Source organism: Burkholderia ubonensis, from assembly GCF_902833085.1.
GTDB classification, from domain to species: Bacteria; Pseudomonadota; Gammaproteobacteria; order Burkholderiales; family Burkholderiaceae; genus Burkholderia; species Burkholderia ubonensis.
The window spans coordinates 14,443-28,460 of sequence record NZ_CADFEB010000005.1 but is presented as its reverse complement, the minus strand read 5'-3'; the positions used below and the strand labels follow the sequence as shown (position 1 = coordinate 28,460).

At 67.9% G+C, this 14,018-nt stretch carries 15 protein-coding genes; 5 read left to right on the top strand and 10 right to left on the bottom strand.

Translation table 11 applies throughout. The annotated features are described in order from the left end of the window. Positions 1–36: 36 nt before the first annotated feature. The 6 genes from HWX31_RS14625 to HWX31_RS14600 form a co-directional block, all read right to left on the bottom strand. Positions 37–987 (bottom strand): sugar ABC transporter substrate-binding protein, encoded by a 951-nt coding sequence (locus HWX31_RS14625; RefSeq protein WP_174965677.1) that lies wholly within the window; start codon positions 985–987, stop codon positions 37–39. Between the two features lie 361 nt (positions 988–1,348). Continuing rightward, complete coding sequence (locus tag HWX31_RS14620) at positions 1,349–2,275, bottom strand: CysB family HTH-type transcriptional regulator (protein ID WP_076481127.1); 927 nt, start codon at positions 2,273–2,275, stop codon at positions 1,349–1,351. Between the two features lie 81 nt (positions 2,276–2,356). Next, positions 2,357–3,415: a sulfate/molybdate ABC transporter ATP-binding protein gene (locus HWX31_RS14615; RefSeq protein WP_174965676.1), complete on the bottom strand. Its 1,059-nt coding sequence runs from the start codon at positions 3,413–3,415 to the stop codon at positions 2,357–2,359. A gap of 13 nt (positions 3,416–3,428) precedes the next feature. Then, the gene (cysW, locus tag HWX31_RS14610) at positions 3,429–4,376 is read right to left on the bottom strand and encodes a sulfate ABC transporter permease subunit CysW (protein ID WP_174965675.1); all 948 of its coding nucleotides are present in this window, start codon (positions 4,374–4,376) and stop codon (positions 3,429–3,431) included. Then, positions 4,373–5,278, bottom strand: coding sequence for a sulfate ABC transporter permease subunit CysT (gene cysT, locus HWX31_RS14605; RefSeq protein ID WP_174965674.1), 906 nt, complete (start codon positions 5,276–5,278; stop codon positions 4,373–4,375). Before cysT ends, cysW begins: the two co-directional genes overlap by 4 nt. A gap of 90 nt (positions 5,279–5,368) precedes the next feature. Then, positions 5,369–6,406: a sulfate ABC transporter substrate-binding protein gene (locus HWX31_RS14600; RefSeq protein ID WP_174965673.1), complete on the bottom strand. Its 1,038-nt coding sequence runs from the start codon at positions 6,404–6,406 to the stop codon at positions 5,369–5,371. 277 nt (positions 6,407–6,683) lie between these two features. On the opposite strand from HWX31_RS14600, the gene lexA reads away from it, so the two are divergent. Genes lexA through HWX31_RS14585 form a run of 3 tightly spaced genes read left to right on the top strand, consistent with a single transcriptional unit; the run spans position 6,684 to position 8,406 of the window. Further along, the gene (lexA, locus tag HWX31_RS14595) at positions 6,684–7,331 is read left to right on the top strand and encodes a transcriptional repressor LexA (protein WP_010092466.1); all 648 of its coding nucleotides are present in this window, start codon (positions 6,684–6,686) and stop codon (positions 7,329–7,331) included. Positions 7,332–7,357: 26 nt separating this feature from the next. After that, positions 7,358–7,693 carry a hypothetical protein gene (locus tag HWX31_RS14590; protein ID WP_059658073.1) on the top strand — a complete coding sequence of 112 codons (336 nt, stop codon included), beginning with the start codon at positions 7,358–7,360 and terminating at the stop codon, positions 7,691–7,693. Between the two features lie 29 nt (positions 7,694–7,722). Then, positions 7,723–8,406, top strand: a complete 684-nt coding sequence (locus HWX31_RS14585; RefSeq protein WP_174965672.1) for a DUF2939 domain-containing protein — start codon at positions 7,723–7,725, stop codon at positions 8,404–8,406. Positions 8,407–8,496: 90 nt separating this feature from the next. Here the strand turns inward: HWX31_RS14585 and HWX31_RS14580 are convergent, their stop codons facing one another. Next, positions 8,497–8,994, bottom strand: a complete 498-nt coding sequence (locus tag HWX31_RS14580) for a universal stress protein (RefSeq protein ID WP_059617334.1) — start codon at positions 8,992–8,994, stop codon at positions 8,497–8,499. A 354-nt stretch (positions 8,995–9,348) separates the two neighbouring features. Between HWX31_RS14580 and nodI the strand changes: the two genes are divergently transcribed. Both nodI and HWX31_RS14570 read left to right on the top strand, forming a co-directional pair. Continuing rightward, complete coding sequence (gene nodI, locus HWX31_RS14575; RefSeq protein ID WP_059531210.1) at positions 9,349–10,263, top strand: nodulation factor ABC transporter ATP-binding protein NodI; 915 nt, start codon at positions 9,349–9,351, stop codon at positions 10,261–10,263. A 6-nt stretch (positions 10,264–10,269) separates the two neighbouring features. Then, complete coding sequence (locus HWX31_RS14570) at positions 10,270–11,103, top strand: ABC transporter permease (RefSeq protein WP_174965671.1); 834 nt, start codon at positions 10,270–10,272, stop codon at positions 11,101–11,103. Positions 11,104–11,188: 85 nt separating this feature from the next. On the opposite strand, the gene HWX31_RS14565 is transcribed toward HWX31_RS14570, so the two are convergent. The 3 genes from HWX31_RS14565 to mnmH form a co-directional block, all read right to left on the bottom strand. After that, positions 11,189–11,611: a hypothetical protein gene (locus tag HWX31_RS14565; RefSeq protein ID WP_059617330.1), complete on the bottom strand. Its 423-nt coding sequence runs from the start codon at positions 11,609–11,611 to the stop codon at positions 11,189–11,191. A 195-nt stretch (positions 11,612–11,806) separates the two neighbouring features. Continuing rightward, entirely contained in the window at positions 11,807–12,865 is a 1,059-nt protein-coding gene (locus HWX31_RS14560; protein WP_059654183.1) for a permease, read from the bottom strand. Between the two features lie 14 nt (positions 12,866–12,879). After that, positions 12,880–13,983: a tRNA 2-selenouridine(34) synthase MnmH gene (gene mnmH / locus HWX31_RS14555; RefSeq protein ID WP_174965670.1), complete on the bottom strand. Its 1,104-nt coding sequence runs from the start codon at positions 13,981–13,983 to the stop codon at positions 12,880–12,882. Positions 13,984–14,018: the final 35 nt, after the last annotated feature.

Sequence of the window (14,018 nt, the reverse complement as noted above, 5' to 3'; positions counted from 1 at the left end):
GGATTCTTGAGGGCGGCGGCCGTGATCCGGGCGGCGTCACTTCGTCACGAGATCCACCGGGGTCTCGACCACGCCGGACATGTCGGCCTGCTTGCGATGCTCGGCGATCGCCTTGAGCGCCGTGTCGATGCCGAACACCGCCTGCTTCGCCGCATACTGGTCGGCGGTCGCGAGCACGCGGCCGTCCTTCAGCATCGGCTTGATCGCGTTGATGTTGTCGTAGCCGACCACGTAGACCTTGCCCTGCTTGCCGGCCGCGCGCACGGCCGACACCGCGCCGATCGCCATGTTGTCGTTGCCGCACAGCAGCGCTTTCAGGTTCGGATACTCGTTGAGCATCGCGGATGCGACCGCGTTGCCCTTGTCGATCTCCCATTCGCCCGACTGCACCGACACGACCTTCATCCCGCCCGCCTTCATCGCGTCCTGGAAGCCGGCCGTGCGCTGCTGCGCGTTGGTCGTCGTCGACACGCCCTCGACGATCCCGACCTGGTCGCCCGCCTTCAGCTTCTTCGCGAGCAGGTCGCCGACCTTGAGCGCGCCCTTGCGGTTGTCGGGGCCGACGAACGGCACGTTCAGGCGCTTGGCCTTCAGCACGTCCGGGTCGAGCCGGTTGTCGATGTTGACGACGACGATGCCGGCGTCGACCGCCTTCTTCACGACCGGCACCAGCGCTTTCGAATCGGCCGGCGCGAGCACGATCGCGTCGACCTTCGACACGATCATCTGCTCGACGATGCGGATCTGGCTCGCGGTGTCGGTTTCATCCTTGATGCCGTTGGTGACGAGATCGAACTGGGCCGCGTTGTGCTTCTGGTATTCCTTTGCGCCGTTTTCCATCGTCAGGAAGAACTCGTTGGCGAGCGACTTCATCACGAGCGCGACTTTCGGCTTGCCGGCCGTCTCCGCATGGACGAACGGCGCGGCGGCGAGCGCGACCGCGGCAACGGCGGCGGTCAGGAAGCGACGGCGAAAGCGGACATTCATACACATCTCCTGGCGATAGGCCCCGCGGGGCATCTGTTGTTTTAATGCGAGCAAACGTTTGCGGCGCACTAGCCGGGCAATGGCCATCGAAGCTGTCGGTACCACGGAATGGGTGCGAGGCAGAGGGCCGACTGCCGGAGCGCGGGCGATGCGTTCACGCGCAACCGCCGGCAGGCTGCCGGCGGAGTGAGAGGTATGCTGGACCGTTTCTTGTCCGCGCGCAACCCGTCTGATCAATATTTAAGGGTTTATTCGGAGCGCGCCGGCCGCCGGCGCATGAACGTCCGATTGCGTGCGATTGCGCGTGCGATCGCGGCGGCGATGGAACGGGACGCCTCGCGGGCGTCCCGGAAGCGGCGCGTCAGACCGCTTCGCGCAGTTGCCCGGCGATCTCGGCCTCGCTCAGATGCGGCGCGAACATCTCGATCAGCCGGTATGCATAGGCGCGCAGGAACGCACCCTTGCGCAGGCCGACCCGCGTCGTGCTCGCCTCGAACAGGTGCTGCGTGTCGAGCGCGACGAGCCCCGTGTCGCGCTGCGGGTCGAACGCCATCGCCGCGACGATGCCGATGCCCATCCCCAGCTCGACGTAGGTCTTGATCACGTCCGCGTCGATCGCGGTCAGCACGACGTCGGGCACCGCGCCCGCCTGCGCGAACGCCTGGTCGATATGCGAGCGGCCGGTGAAGTCCTGGTCGTAGGTGATGATCGGATACTCGGCGACGTCGTCGAGCGACAGGTTCTCGCGGCCGACGAGCGGATGGCCCTTCGGCACGACTACCGTGTGATGCCACGAATAGCACGGGAACGTGACGATGTCCGGATAGCGGTCGAGCGCCTCGGTCGAGATGCCGAGATCGGCCTCGCCGTTCAGGATCATCTGCGCGATCTGCTGCGGGCTGCCCTGGCGCAGCGCGAGATGCACCTTCGGAAACACTTCGGTGAACTGCCGAACCACCTTCGGCAGTGCGTAGCGCGCCTGCGTGTGGGTGGTCGCGACCACCAGGTGGCCGCTGTCCTGGTCGGCGAACTGGCGCGCGACGCGGCGCAGGTTCTCCGCGTCGAGCAGCATCCGCTCGATCAGCTGGTGCACCGCCTTGCCGGGCTCGGTGAGCCCGGTCAGCCGCTTGCCGCGCCGGATGAAGATGTCGACGCCCAGCTCGTCCTCGAGATCCTTGATCTGCTTCGATACGCCCGACTGCGACGTGTACAGCACGTTCGCGACTTCGGTCAGGTTCATGTTCTGGCGCACGGCCTCGCGCACGAAACGCAATTGCTGAAAGTTCATGGGTATGCCTCTTAGGCTGTCTTTTCTTTAGTCGTTGAATCGAAATCGAAACAGTTGCCGCCCCTGCCCTGCACGCGCGCGTCAGCGCGCCGGAAACACGCGCACCGCGCGCGGCACGGCCGTCGCGCCGTCGCCCACTTGCAGCGCGAGCGCCTGCCACGCGTCGCGATCGAGTTCCGCCTCGAGCGCGCCGCCCGCGCGCGCCTCCAGCTCGACGCGCACCGAGCCGCCGAGCGGCACGACGCGGCGCACGTCCACCGCGATGCCGTGGTGCTGCCCGTCTCCGGCCGGCCGCAGCTGCAGGTCGTGCGGGCGCACGTACGCATGCGCCGGCCCGGCGAAATCGGCGTCGACCGCGATCGGCGCGGCCGCGCCCTCGGCGACGAAGCCGCGATCGGCGACCGTGCCGGGCAGCCGGTTCGCCGCGCCGAGGAATTCGTAGACGAAGGCGCTCTGCGGATGATCGTAGACGTCCTGCGGGCTGCCGACCTGCTCGACGCGGCCGTGGTTCAGCACGACGATGCGATCCGCGACTTCCAGCGCCTCCTCCTGGTCGTGCGTGACGAAGATAGTCGAGATGTGCAGGTCGTCGTGCAGGCGGCGCAGCCAGCCGCGCAGCTCCTTGCGCACTTTCGCGTCGAGCGCGCCGAACGGCTCGTCGAGCAGCAGCACCTTCGGCTCGACCGCGAGCGCGCGGGCGAGCGCGATGCGCTGCCGCTGGCCGCCCGACAGCTCCGACGGATAGCGCTGCGCGAGCCAGTCGAGCTGCACGAGCTTCAGCAGCTCGTGCACCTTGTCGCGGATCACGGCCTCCGACGGCCGCTCGCGGCGCGGCTTCACGCGCAGCCCGAACGCGACGTTCTCGAACACGGTCATGTGGCGAAACAGCGCGTAGTGCTGGAACACGAAGCCGACCTGGCGCTCGCGCGCGCCGACCGACGCGACGTCCTGGCCCTGCAGCACGACCTGCCCCGCGTCCGCGTGCTCGAGGCCCGCGATCACGCGCAGCAGCGTGGTCTTGCCGCAGCCCGACGGCCCGAGCAGCGCGACGAGCTCGCCCGCCGGAAAGTCGAGCGAGACGTTGTCGAGCGCCGTAAAATCGCCGAAGCGCTTGTGCAGATGACTGACGGTGATGCCCATTCTGGTTGCCTCTTTACGAATTCGACGAAGTGACGGCGGGGCCGGCATGCGCGGGAACCGCATCGCGCGCGCCGGCCAGATCGGCCGCGAGATGGCGCTCCGCGAGCAGCTTCAGCGCGAGCGTGACGAGCGCGAGCAGCGCGAGCACCGATGCCACCGCGAACGCGGCCGCGAAGTTGTACTCGTTGTACAGAATCTCGACGTGCAGCGGCATCGTGTCGGTCACGCCGCGGATGTGGCCCGACACGACCGACACCGCGCCGAACTCGCCCATCGCGCGCGCGTTGCACAGGATCACGCCGTACAGCAGGCCCCACTTCACGTTCGGCAGCGTCACGCGGCGGAAGATCTGCCAGCCCGACGCGCCGAGCACACGCGCGGCCTCCTCCTCGTCGCTGCCCTGCGCCTGCATCAGCGGGATCAGCTCGCGCGCGACGAACGGGAACGTGACGAAGATCGTCGCGAGCACGATGCCGGGCACCGCGAAGATGATCTGCACGTCGTGCGCCTGCAGCCACGGCCCGAGCCAGCCCTGCGCGCCGAACAGCAGCACGTAGATGAGGCCCGAGATCACCGGCGACACCGAGAACGGCAGGTCGATCAGCGTCGTCAGCAGCGCCTTGCCGCGGAATTCGAACTTCGCGATCGCCCACGACGCGCACACGCCGAATACGAGGTTGAGCGGCACGGCGATCGCCGCGACGGTCAGCGTCAGCTTGATCGCCGACCACGCGTCCGGATCGGCGAGCGACTCGAGGTAGAAGCCGACGCCCTTTCTCAGCGCCTCGAAGAACACGGCCGCGAGCGGCACGACGAGGAAGAACGCGAGGAACGCGAGCGCGATGCCGGTGAGCAGCCAGCGCACGGCGCGCGGCTCGCTGACCGGGTCGAGCCGCTTCGCGGCGCGCGCCTGCGCGGCGGTGGACGGGGCCTTCAGCACGGCGGTGGCTTCCTGGCTCATCGTTGGCCTCCTGCGGCGGCGGTGGCGGCGGCCGCGGGCGCGCTCGCGGCGCGGCCGGACGATGCGGCGCGGCTCGTGCGGCGCTGCAGATACCACTGCAGCGTGTTGATCAGCAGCAGCATCATGAACGACACGACGAGCATCACGACCGCGAGCGCGGTCGCGCCCGCGTAGTCGTACTGCTCGAGCTTCGTGATGATCAGGAGCGACGTGATCTCGGACTTCATCGGCACGTTGCCGGCGATGAAGATCACCGAGCCGTATTCGCCGAGCGCGCGCGCGAACGCGAGCGCGAAACCGGTCAGGAGCGCCGGCAGCACGGCCGGCAGCACGACGCGGCGGAACGTCAGCCAGCGCGACGCGCCGAGGCACGCGGCGGCCTCCTCCTGCTCGCGCTCGAAATCCTCCAGCACCGGCTGCACGGTGCGCACGACGAACGGCAGCCCGATGAAGGTCAGCGCGACCAGCACGCCGAGCGGCGTGAACGCGATCTTGATGCCGAACGGCGCGAGATACTGGCCGACCCAGCCGTTGGCCGCGTAGACGGCGGCGAGCGAAATGCCGGCGACCGACGTCGGCAGCGCGAACGGCAGGTCGACGATCGCGTCGACGACGCGCTTGAACGGGAACGTGTAGCGCACCAGCACCCACGCGACGAGGAAGCCGAACACCGCATTGATCAGCGCGCCGCCCAGCGCCGCCGAGAACGTCAGCCGGTACGACGCGAGCACGCGCGGCGACGCGACGGCCGCGATGAACTGGTCCCACGAGAGCGTCGCGGTCTTCAGGAACGTGGCGGCAAGCGGAATCAGCACCACGAGGCTCAAATAGGCCACCGTGATGCCGAGCGTCACGCCGAAACCGGGCAGAGCGCTCGGCTTGCGAAAGGTGTACGTCGTCATCGGATGCTCTTGCTGGGTCGAATCACATGGGTCCGGCGCGAGCGCCGGGGGTGCGGCGCGCTGCTGTCGCGCGCCGCTGTCGTTATGTCGTCACTGCGGCTTGTAGATCGAATCGAACACGCCGCCGTCGGCGAAATGCGTCTTCTGCGCATTCGTCCAGCCGCCGAACGTGTCGTCGACCGTGTACAGCTTCAGCTTCGGGAACTGCTTCGTCAGCTCCGCCGGCACGTTCTTCGAGCGCGGCCGGTAGTAGTTGCGCGCCGCGATCTCCTGGCCCTGCGGGCTGTACAGGTAGTTCAGGTACGCTTCGGCGAGCTTGCGCGAGCCCTTCTTGTCGACCACCTTGTCGACGATCGCGACCGGCGGCTCGGCCAGGATGCTCACCGACGGCACGACGATCTCGAACTTGTCGGCGCCGAATTCCTTGATCGACAGGAACGCCTCGTTCTCCCATGCGATCAGCACGTCGCCGATGCCGCGCTGCACGAAGCTCGTCGTCGCGCCTCGCGCGCCCGAGTCGAGCACGCCCGCGTTCTTGTAGAGCTTCGTGACGAAGTCCTTCGCGGCCTGCTCGTTGCCGCCCGGCTTGTGCACCGCGTACGCCCACGCGGCGAGATAGTTCCAGCGCGCGCCGCCCGAGGTCTTCGGGTTCGGCGTGACGATCGACACGCCCGGCTTCGTCAGGTCGTCCCAATCCTTGATGCCCTTCGGATTGCCCTTGCGCACCAGGAACACGATCGTCGACGTGTACGGCGACGCGTTGTCGGGCAGGCGCTTCTGCCAGTCCTTGCTGACGAGCCCCTTGTTCGCGAGCGCGTCGATGTCGTACGCGAGCGCGAGCGTCACGACGTCCGCCTGCAGCCCGTCGAGCACCGAGCGCGCCTGCGCGCCCGAGCCGCCGTGCGACTGCTTGAAGTTGACGGTCTCGCCCGTCTTCGCCTTCCATTCCTTGCCGAACGCCTGGTTGAAGTCCTGATACAGCTCGCGCGTCGGGTCGTACGACACGTTCAGGAAAGTCGCGTCTGCGTGCGCCTGCGCGACGACGCCCAGCGCCGCGGCCGCGCCCAGCGCGAAGGTTGCGATCAAGCGGCGCGCCCCGCTCGCCAGTCCCGTATTGCGCTTCACCATCGGTGCTACTCCCGTGTTGTCGGTCATGTTGTCGGTATTGCGAGATGCGAGCCAGTCTAACGAACGGGTTACATGATTAAAAATAATCGTTCCTCATTTTTTAATATTGAAAAGTGCTAAAGCAGACGGCATCGACGGTTGCAGCGGAGGAACCGGCGTCCGGACGTCGCCGGATCGCGCCGGAATCGACGCGATCGCGACGAACCTCAGGTAACACTTGAAATTCCCGGAGTACTGTATAAAAATACAGCTCACTGTCTATCCATACAGTTGAGCCATGACCAAACTCACCGCACGCCAGCAGCAAGTGTTCGACTTGATCCGCCGCGCGATCGAGCGCTCCGGCTTCCCGCCCACCCGCGCCGAGATCGCGGCCGAACTGGGCTTCAGCTCGCCGAATGCGGCCGAGGAGCACCTGCGCGCGCTGGCACGCAAGGGCGTGATCGAGCTGGCGGCCGGCGCGTCGCGCGGCATCCGCCTGCTCGGCGGCGACGACGCGCCGCACCAGTTCACGCTGCCGCACGCGGCCCTGATGCAGCTGTCGCTGCCGCTCGTCGGCCGGGTCGCGGCAGGTAGCCCGATCCTCGCGCAGGAGCACATCTCGCAGCATTTCGCGTGCGATCCCGCGCTGTTCTCCAGCAAGCCGGATTACCTGCTGAAGGTTCGCGGCCTGTCGATGCGCGACGCCGGCATCCTCGACGGCGACCTGCTCGCCGTGCAGAAGCGCACGGAAGCGAAGGACGGCCAGATCATCGTCGCGCGTCTGGGCGACGACGTCACCGTCAAGCGCCTGAAGCGCCGGCCCGGCGGCCTCGAGCTGATCGCGGAGAACCCTGATTACGAAAACATCTTCGTCAAGGCCGGCAGCGCGGAATTCGCGCTGGAAGGCATCGCCGTCGGGCTGATTCGCTCGGGCGAATTCTGACAATCCGTCTCGCTCAGGAGAACACCATGGAACGCCTTGCCCGCCTGCTGCCTTTCCGCCAATTCGGTCGCCTGCGTCACCTGCGCGGCCGCACGCCGTGCGCGCCGCTGACTGCCGCGGCGCCCACCGGTCAAGAAGAAGCAGCCGAACGGCAAGCGTCGTTGCTGCCGTCGGCGCTGCCCGCATTCGCGCGGGTATCGCTGAACGCCGGCCTGAATCACGCGGAACCGGCGCGCCGCGCGCCGGTGCGCGTCTATCATGGTTCGTCGCGCCTGATCATGGTCGGGACGATCGACGCGGTATGCCGGATGATCGATCGCTGCATCGCCGAGGAACGTTCGATCGCGCAAGTCAGTCTCTGATTGCGGAACATTCCCGCACCGGAGGCATCGTGAGTCACGCACCGGGCCGCCCCAGGCGGCTCAAACCCTTGTTGATCGTCGTGCTGGCCGCCGTCGTCATCGCGGCGATCGGCTACGCGTATGCATCGCCGTACGTCGCGCTCGGCCGCCTGAAGTCGGCGATCGATGCGCGCGATGCGCAGGCGGTCAGCGAGTATGTGGATTTCCCGTCGCTGCGCATCAGCCTGAAGCAGCAGGTCACCGACGAGTTGATGCGCCGGATCGACGCCAAACGGCAGAACAATCCGTTCGCCGTGATCGGCGCGTTGATCGGTTCAGCGTTGATCGGGCCGCTGGTTGACGCCTACGCGACCCCGGAAGGCGTCGCGGCGCTGATGAGCGGATTGCCGCCGCAGGGCAATCCGGGCGAGCGGCCGCCCGAGTGGCCGGCACAGCCGCCGGCCGATTCGGCCGGCAGCGCCGCGCCGACGAATGGGCCGAACACGGCCGCCGGCAGCGCGCCGGCCGCACCGGCTGCACCTGCTGCACCGGCATCAGCCACTTCGCAGCAGGCCGGCGCGCCGAGGCAGCAGCAAACGAGCGCCGGTTACCGGAACATCGACGAATTCGTCGTGACGTACCAGCGCAACGCGGATGGGACGCGCTACGCGGCGATTCTCCACCGCGTCGGGCTGTTTTCGTGGAAGCTGTCCGCGATCGACCTGCACGGCTGAACCGGCAGCGGGCCGGCGCCGCGCGCGGCCGGCGGACGACCGGCGCACCGCACAACGCGGCGCCGGTCGGACGACAAGACAGTCAGGCAGTCATCTGGCGGTGGTCGCAGCCGCGTCGCGTTCTCGCGCGATTTCGGCCTTCTGCTCTTCGGCAGACGAGCACGCAACCAGGATGCTGCAGTTCACGCGATCGAGCAGTTGCGTATTGCCCGAGCCCATCCACCATCTCGACAACCCGCTGCGGCAGCGGTGCCCGACCACGATCAGGTCCGCCTTCAATTCCGCGGCGAGGTTGGCGATCTCGTCGATCGGGTAGCCGAACGCGAAATGCCCTTCCGCCTGCAATCCGCGTTCGCGCAGCCAGTCCACGCCTTCCTGCAGGATTTCGCGCGCCGTTTCCTCGAAGCGGCCGCACGCGACATCGGTCAACAATCCGGCGCTTTGCGCAATGCTCGAACGCATGTCGACGACGGACAGCAGGTGCGTCTCGGCCTTCAGGTCCAGCGCGAGATTGGCACCGCAACGCAATGCCTTGCGTCCCTCGAGCGTGCCGTCATAACACAGCAGAATCTTGTTGTAGCTAGCCATGAGCCCTCCCATTCGAGACAACGAACCCTACGCATTCATCATGGTGCGCCGCAATTCGGGACGCAAGGGATGGAAAACGCTGATTCGCCCCGTCGAGCCGATCCGCGATGATGCGGTGCATGATCGGCAAGCGTCGGCACCGCGCCGTGCGCGCACGCCCTGAAGGCGTGCAGGCAATGCACTAGAATGGCCCGATCGTGCCGCCCGTTCGCGTCACGCGCGGATTGCGCGCCGCATTGCGCATTCCCGTCATGCCGGCGTGACCATCGACCGGCGCATCGGTTCGCGCCCCGGCTTCGGCGCGCACGGTCGCCGGACATGTCCGCCACGCTGCATCCAACGACAACATTGCCCATGTCCGTCGCACCGATCGATTTCCAGAACGTCGAAAAACGCTATGGCGACAAGCTCGTCGTCAACGGCCTGTCCTTTCGCGTCCATGCCGGCGAATGCTACGGCCTGCTCGGGCCGAACGGCGCCGGCAAGACCACGACGCTGAAAATGCTGCTCGGCGTCACGTATCCGGACGCCGGTGCGATCTCGCTGTGCGGCGAACCGGTTCCGGCGCGCGCGCGCCGGGCGCGCCAGCGGGTCGGCGTCGTTCCGCAATTCGACAATCTCGACCCGGATTTCACGGTTCGCGAGAATTTGCTGGTGTTCAGCCGCTATTTCGGCGTATCGGCGCACGACGCCCGCGCGCTGGTGCCGTCGCTGCTCGCATTCGCGAAACTCGAGAACAAGGCGGACGCGAAGGTCAGCGAGCTGTCGGGCGGCATGAAGCGGCGGTTGACGCTCGCGCGTGCGCTCGTCAACGACCCCGACGTGCTGGTGCTCGACGAGCCGACGACCGGCCTCGACCCGCAGGCGCGGCACCTGATGTGGGAGCGGCTGCGCTCGCTGCTCGCGCACGGCAAGACGATCCTGATCACCACGCATTTCATGGAAGAAGCCGAGCGCCTGTGCGACCGCCTGTGCGTGATCGAGGAAGGCCGCAAGATCGCCGAAGGCGCGCCGCATGCGCTGATCGAATCGGAAATCGGCTGCGACGTGATCGAGATCTACGGCGCCGATCCGGCCGCGCTGCGCGACGAGCTGGCGGCCTTCGCGGAACGCACCGAGATCAGCGGCGAGACGCTGTTCTGCTACGTGAGCGACCCCGATCCGCTCAATGCGCGGCTCAAGGGCCGCGCCGGATTGCGCTATCTGCATCGCCCCGCCAATCTGGAAGACGTGTTCCTGCGGCTGACCGGCCGCGAGATGCAGGACTGAGCGCTCATGGAAGTACGCAACTATTCCGCCTCCGCCACGCCCGCGCCGCCGCGCGAATCGCGCTTTGCGATCGCGATGCCCGCGAACGCGACCAACTGGGCCGCCGTGTGGCGCCGCAACTATCTCGTGTGGCGCAAGCTCGCGATGGCTTCGATGATCGGCAATCTGGCGGATCCGATGATCTACCTGTTCGGGCTCGGATTCGGGCTGGGGCTGATGGTCGGCCGCGTCGACGGCGTGTCGTACATCGCGTTCCTCGCGGCGGGCACGGTCGGATCGAGCGTGATGATGTCCGCGAGCTTCGAGTCGATGTATTCGGGCTTCTCGCGGATGCACGTGCAGCGCACCTGGGAAGCGATCATGCACACGCCGCTCGTGCTCGGCGACATCGTGCTCGGCGAGATCGTCTGGGCGGCCAGCAAGGCGATGCTGTCGGGTTCCGCGATCATGATCGTCGCGGGCCTGCTCGGCTATGCGAGCTTTCCGTCGATGCTCGTCGCACTGCCGGTGATCGCGCTCGCCGGCCTCGCGTTCGCAAGTGCCGCGATGGTCGTCACCGCGCTCGCGCCGTCATACGATTTCTTCATGTTTTATCAGACGCTCGTGCTGACGCCGATGCTGCTGCTGTCCGGCGTGTTCTTCCCGCTCACGCAATTGCCGGAGATCGCACAGCACGCGGCGCATGCGCTGCCGCTCGCGCACGCGGTCGAACTGATCCGGCCCGCGATGCTCGGCCGGCCCGCGTCGCACGTCGGCCTGCACGTCGCGGTGCTGGCCGCCTATGCGATCGGCAGCTTCCTGCTGTCCGCGCGGCTGTTCCGGCGCCGGATGATGCGCTGAACGCGCGACATCGCGCACGCACGGGGTGCGACCGCCCCGCAGCAATCGCGCTTGCGCGCCGCGTCGCGCGCGACGGCGACCGACGTCACTCGTCTTCGTCGCTCCACGGAATCTCGACGTCGGTCAGGAACGCGACGGTCGCGAGCGGGCCGCCCTCGTGACGGCCGAGCTTGCCGTCCGCGCGATGCCATTCGACCCGGAACTGCGTGCCCGGATCGTCGGCCAGCAGATAGACCGAGCGCAGCTCTTCCGGCTCCGCGTCCTCGACGGGGCCATCGAACGACACGAGCATCTTCTGCGGCCACAGGCCGTTCATCGGATCGTAAATGCGCTCGCCCTGCGGAATGTCGACGCTGGCCTCGACGCCGATCGTGGCGGATGCCTCGACGATCATCGCGCCGAGCGCGGACAGCACGGCGGTCGCGCGCGCCGAATTGGCCTGGCGAATCGCGAGATCGCCGCGCGTCAGCGCCTTTTCGAGTCGAGGATGAATCTTGGGTTGGGTCATGCGAGTTCCTGATTGCTTCTTGTGAATGGCGCCGCCCGCGCGAAGCGGCGGTGCCGGATGAATAGGATGATTATGCGGACCGGCGCGCGCCCCCGAACGACGCCTTCGCACCGCCAGGGCCACCGGACGTCTTCGACCCCGCGCGGCCCGCGGTGCGCAATGCGTGCGATCACGCGCTGCCCGCGTGGCGCGCCGTCAGAACCCCAGCGCGATCGCGAGCAGCCCGCTCGCGATGCCGAACGCGACGACGAGCGCCGTGACGAGCGCGAGCGTGGCCGGCCGGAACGAGCGCGCGAGCATCGCGAGCGACGGCACGCTGATCGGCGGCAGCGTCATCAGCAGCGCGGCGGCCGGGCCGACGCCCATGCCGAGCGACAGCATCGCCTGGATGATCGGCACCTCGCCCGCCGTCGGAATCACGAACAGCGTGCCCGCGACCGCGAACGCGACGATCCAGCCGACATGGTTGCCGATGTCCGGGCCGATATGCGGGAACAGCCATGCACGCGCCGCGCCGAGCAGCAGCACGAGCACCAGGTATTCGGGCACGAGCCGCACGGTCATCCGCGCGAGGATTTTCATCCAGCGCGCGAACGCGTTGCCGGCCGCGGCCTGCTCGGCCACCAGCGCGGCGAGCCGCGTGTCGTCGATGCTGCGGTCCTCCGGGCGCGCGATCCGGTTCAGCAGATAGCCGATCCCGAACACCATCGCGATGCCGAGCACGAGCCGCAGCGCGCTCCAGTGCCAGCCGAGCACGAAGCCCATGAACACCAGCGCGGCCGGGTTCAGCACGGTATTGCCGAGCCAGAACGCCACCGCGCCGCCCGGCGACGCATGCCGCTCGCGCAGGCCCGCGACGACGGGCGCCGCGCAGCAGGTGCACATCATGCCCGGCAGCGACAGCAGGCCGCCCGCGGCGACGCTGCCGAAACCCGTCCTGCCGAGCACGCGCGCGACCCAGTGCGCGGGCAGCAGCGCCTGCACCGCCGAGCCGAGCAGCAGGCCGAGCACCATCGCCTGCCAGATCGCCTTGCCGTATGCCCACGCGTAGTCGAGCGCGGCCTTCAGCGACGGCTCGGGCGGCGCCGACGCCGCCCCCATCAGGATCGACTGGCCGATCGAATGATGCTCGGCGGCCAGGAACGCCTTGTTGTAGTACGGAAACCATTTCACGTAGAACAGGCCCGCGACCGCGATCAGCAGGAAGGTCATCCAGCCGAGCGCCGGATTCGGTTGAGTGCGTGTGGTTGTCATGTTCTGGTCTGAAGTTATGTTGTGGAAGCCGCGCCGGAAGCCGCGCCGGCGGCTGTCGCCGGCAGCCCGGCCTGGGCGAGTTGCGCGAGCAGCGCGTTCGCCTGTTCGCCCGCATTGGCCGCGTTCGGCCGGAAATGGAATGCCAGCGCGCGGCTCGGCTTGCCGAAATGCTCGCGGAAGGTCCGCGCATAGGCCGGATCGTAATGCCGGTCGATCAGTTCGCCAAACAGTTCGGCGCGCGCCTGCGCGTCGATCAGCCTGCCCCAGCGGTCGACGTCGTCGCGGCTGTGCAGGCCGATCAGCCGCCGGAGCTGCGCCTTGAACGCGTCCGGCTCGTCGAACAGGTGGGCGTAATCGTCGAGCAGGAATGCGATGCGCTCGTCGCGCGCCGCGTCGACCTGCACCCACGGCCCCGCGTGAAACGCCTGCAGCAGCGCGAGCGGCAGTTGCACGTGCCCGATCTTGCGGCTTTCCGATTCGACGAACACCGGCCAGTGCGGATCGAAGCGCTCCAGCGCCCCGACGAGCCGCGAGTCGAACGCCTTCTGCGACGGCTGCGGCACCCCCGGCAGCGCGCCGAGCAGCGAGCCGCGATGGCACGCGAGCGCCTCGAGGTCGAGGGTCTGCGCGCCCACGTCGCGCAGCGCCTGCAGCAGGCGCGTCTTGCCGCAGCCGGTGTGGCCGACGAGCGCGATGTAGCGGAACCGGGTCGGCAGCGTGTCGAGCGTCGCGCACACCGAGCGGCGGTACGTCTTGTAGCCGCCGTCGAGCTGGCGCGCCTGCCAGCCGATCAGGTTGAACCAGGCGGTCATCGACCCCGAGCGCTTGCCGCCGCGCCAGCAGTAGATCAGCGGGCGCCAGTTGCGCGGCCGGTCGGCGAAGGTCGTGTCGAGATGGCGTGCGATGTTGCGCGCGACCATCGCCGCGCCGACGCGCGTCGCCTCGTACGGCGACACCTGGCGGTACATCGTGCCGACGAGCACGCGCTCTTCGTTGCTGAGCACGGGCGCGTTGAGCGCGCCGGGGATGTGGTCCTCGGCAAACTCGAGCGGCGTGCGCACGTCGATGATCTCGTCGAACTCGCCGGCGCGATCGAGGGTGACAATCAGGTTCTTCAATTTGGCGTCAAGCGACCCGGCCCGGCGTGGCGGGC

Bases quoted from the DNA above. Each gene is read 5' to 3' on its own strand.
- HWX31_RS14625 (WP_174965677.1), bottom strand. From the start codon at position 987: ATGAATGTCCGCTTTCGCCGTCGCTTCCTGACCGCCGCCGTTGCCGCG.
- HWX31_RS14620 (WP_076481127.1), bottom strand. From the start codon at position 2,275: ATGAACTTTCAGCAATTGCGTTTCGTGCGCGAGGCCGTGCGCCAGAAC.
- HWX31_RS14615 (WP_174965676.1), bottom strand. From the start codon at position 3,415: ATGGGCATCACCGTCAGTCATCTGCACAAGCGCTTCGGCGATTTTACG.
- cysW (WP_174965675.1), bottom strand. From the start codon at position 4,376: ATGAGCCAGGAAGCCACCGCCGTGCTGAAGGCCCCGTCCACCGCCGCG.
- cysT (WP_174965674.1), bottom strand. From the start codon at position 5,278: ATGACGACGTACACCTTTCGCAAGCCGAGCGCTCTGCCCGGTTTCGGC.
- HWX31_RS14600 (WP_174965673.1), bottom strand. From the start codon at position 6,406: ATGGTGAAGCGCAATACGGGACTGGCGAGCGGGGCGCGCCGCTTGATC.
- lexA (WP_010092466.1), top strand. From the start codon at position 6,684: ATGACCAAACTCACCGCACGCCAGCAGCAAGTGTTCGACTTGATCCGC.
- HWX31_RS14590 (WP_059658073.1), top strand. From the start codon at position 7,358: ATGGAACGCCTTGCCCGCCTGCTGCCTTTCCGCCAATTCGGTCGCCTG.
- HWX31_RS14580 (WP_059617334.1), bottom strand. From the start codon at position 8,994: ATGGCTAGCTACAACAAGATTCTGCTGTGTTATGACGGCACGCTCGAG.
- nodI (WP_059531210.1), top strand. From the start codon at position 9,349: ATGTCCGTCGCACCGATCGATTTCCAGAACGTCGAAAAACGCTATGGC.
- HWX31_RS14570 (WP_174965671.1), top strand. From the start codon at position 10,270: ATGGAAGTACGCAACTATTCCGCCTCCGCCACGCCCGCGCCGCCGCGC.
- HWX31_RS14565 (WP_059617330.1), bottom strand. From the start codon at position 11,611: ATGACCCAACCCAAGATTCATCCTCGACTCGAAAAGGCGCTGACGCGC.
- HWX31_RS14560 (WP_059654183.1), bottom strand. From the start codon at position 12,865: ATGACAACCACACGCACTCAACCGAATCCGGCGCTCGGCTGGATGACC.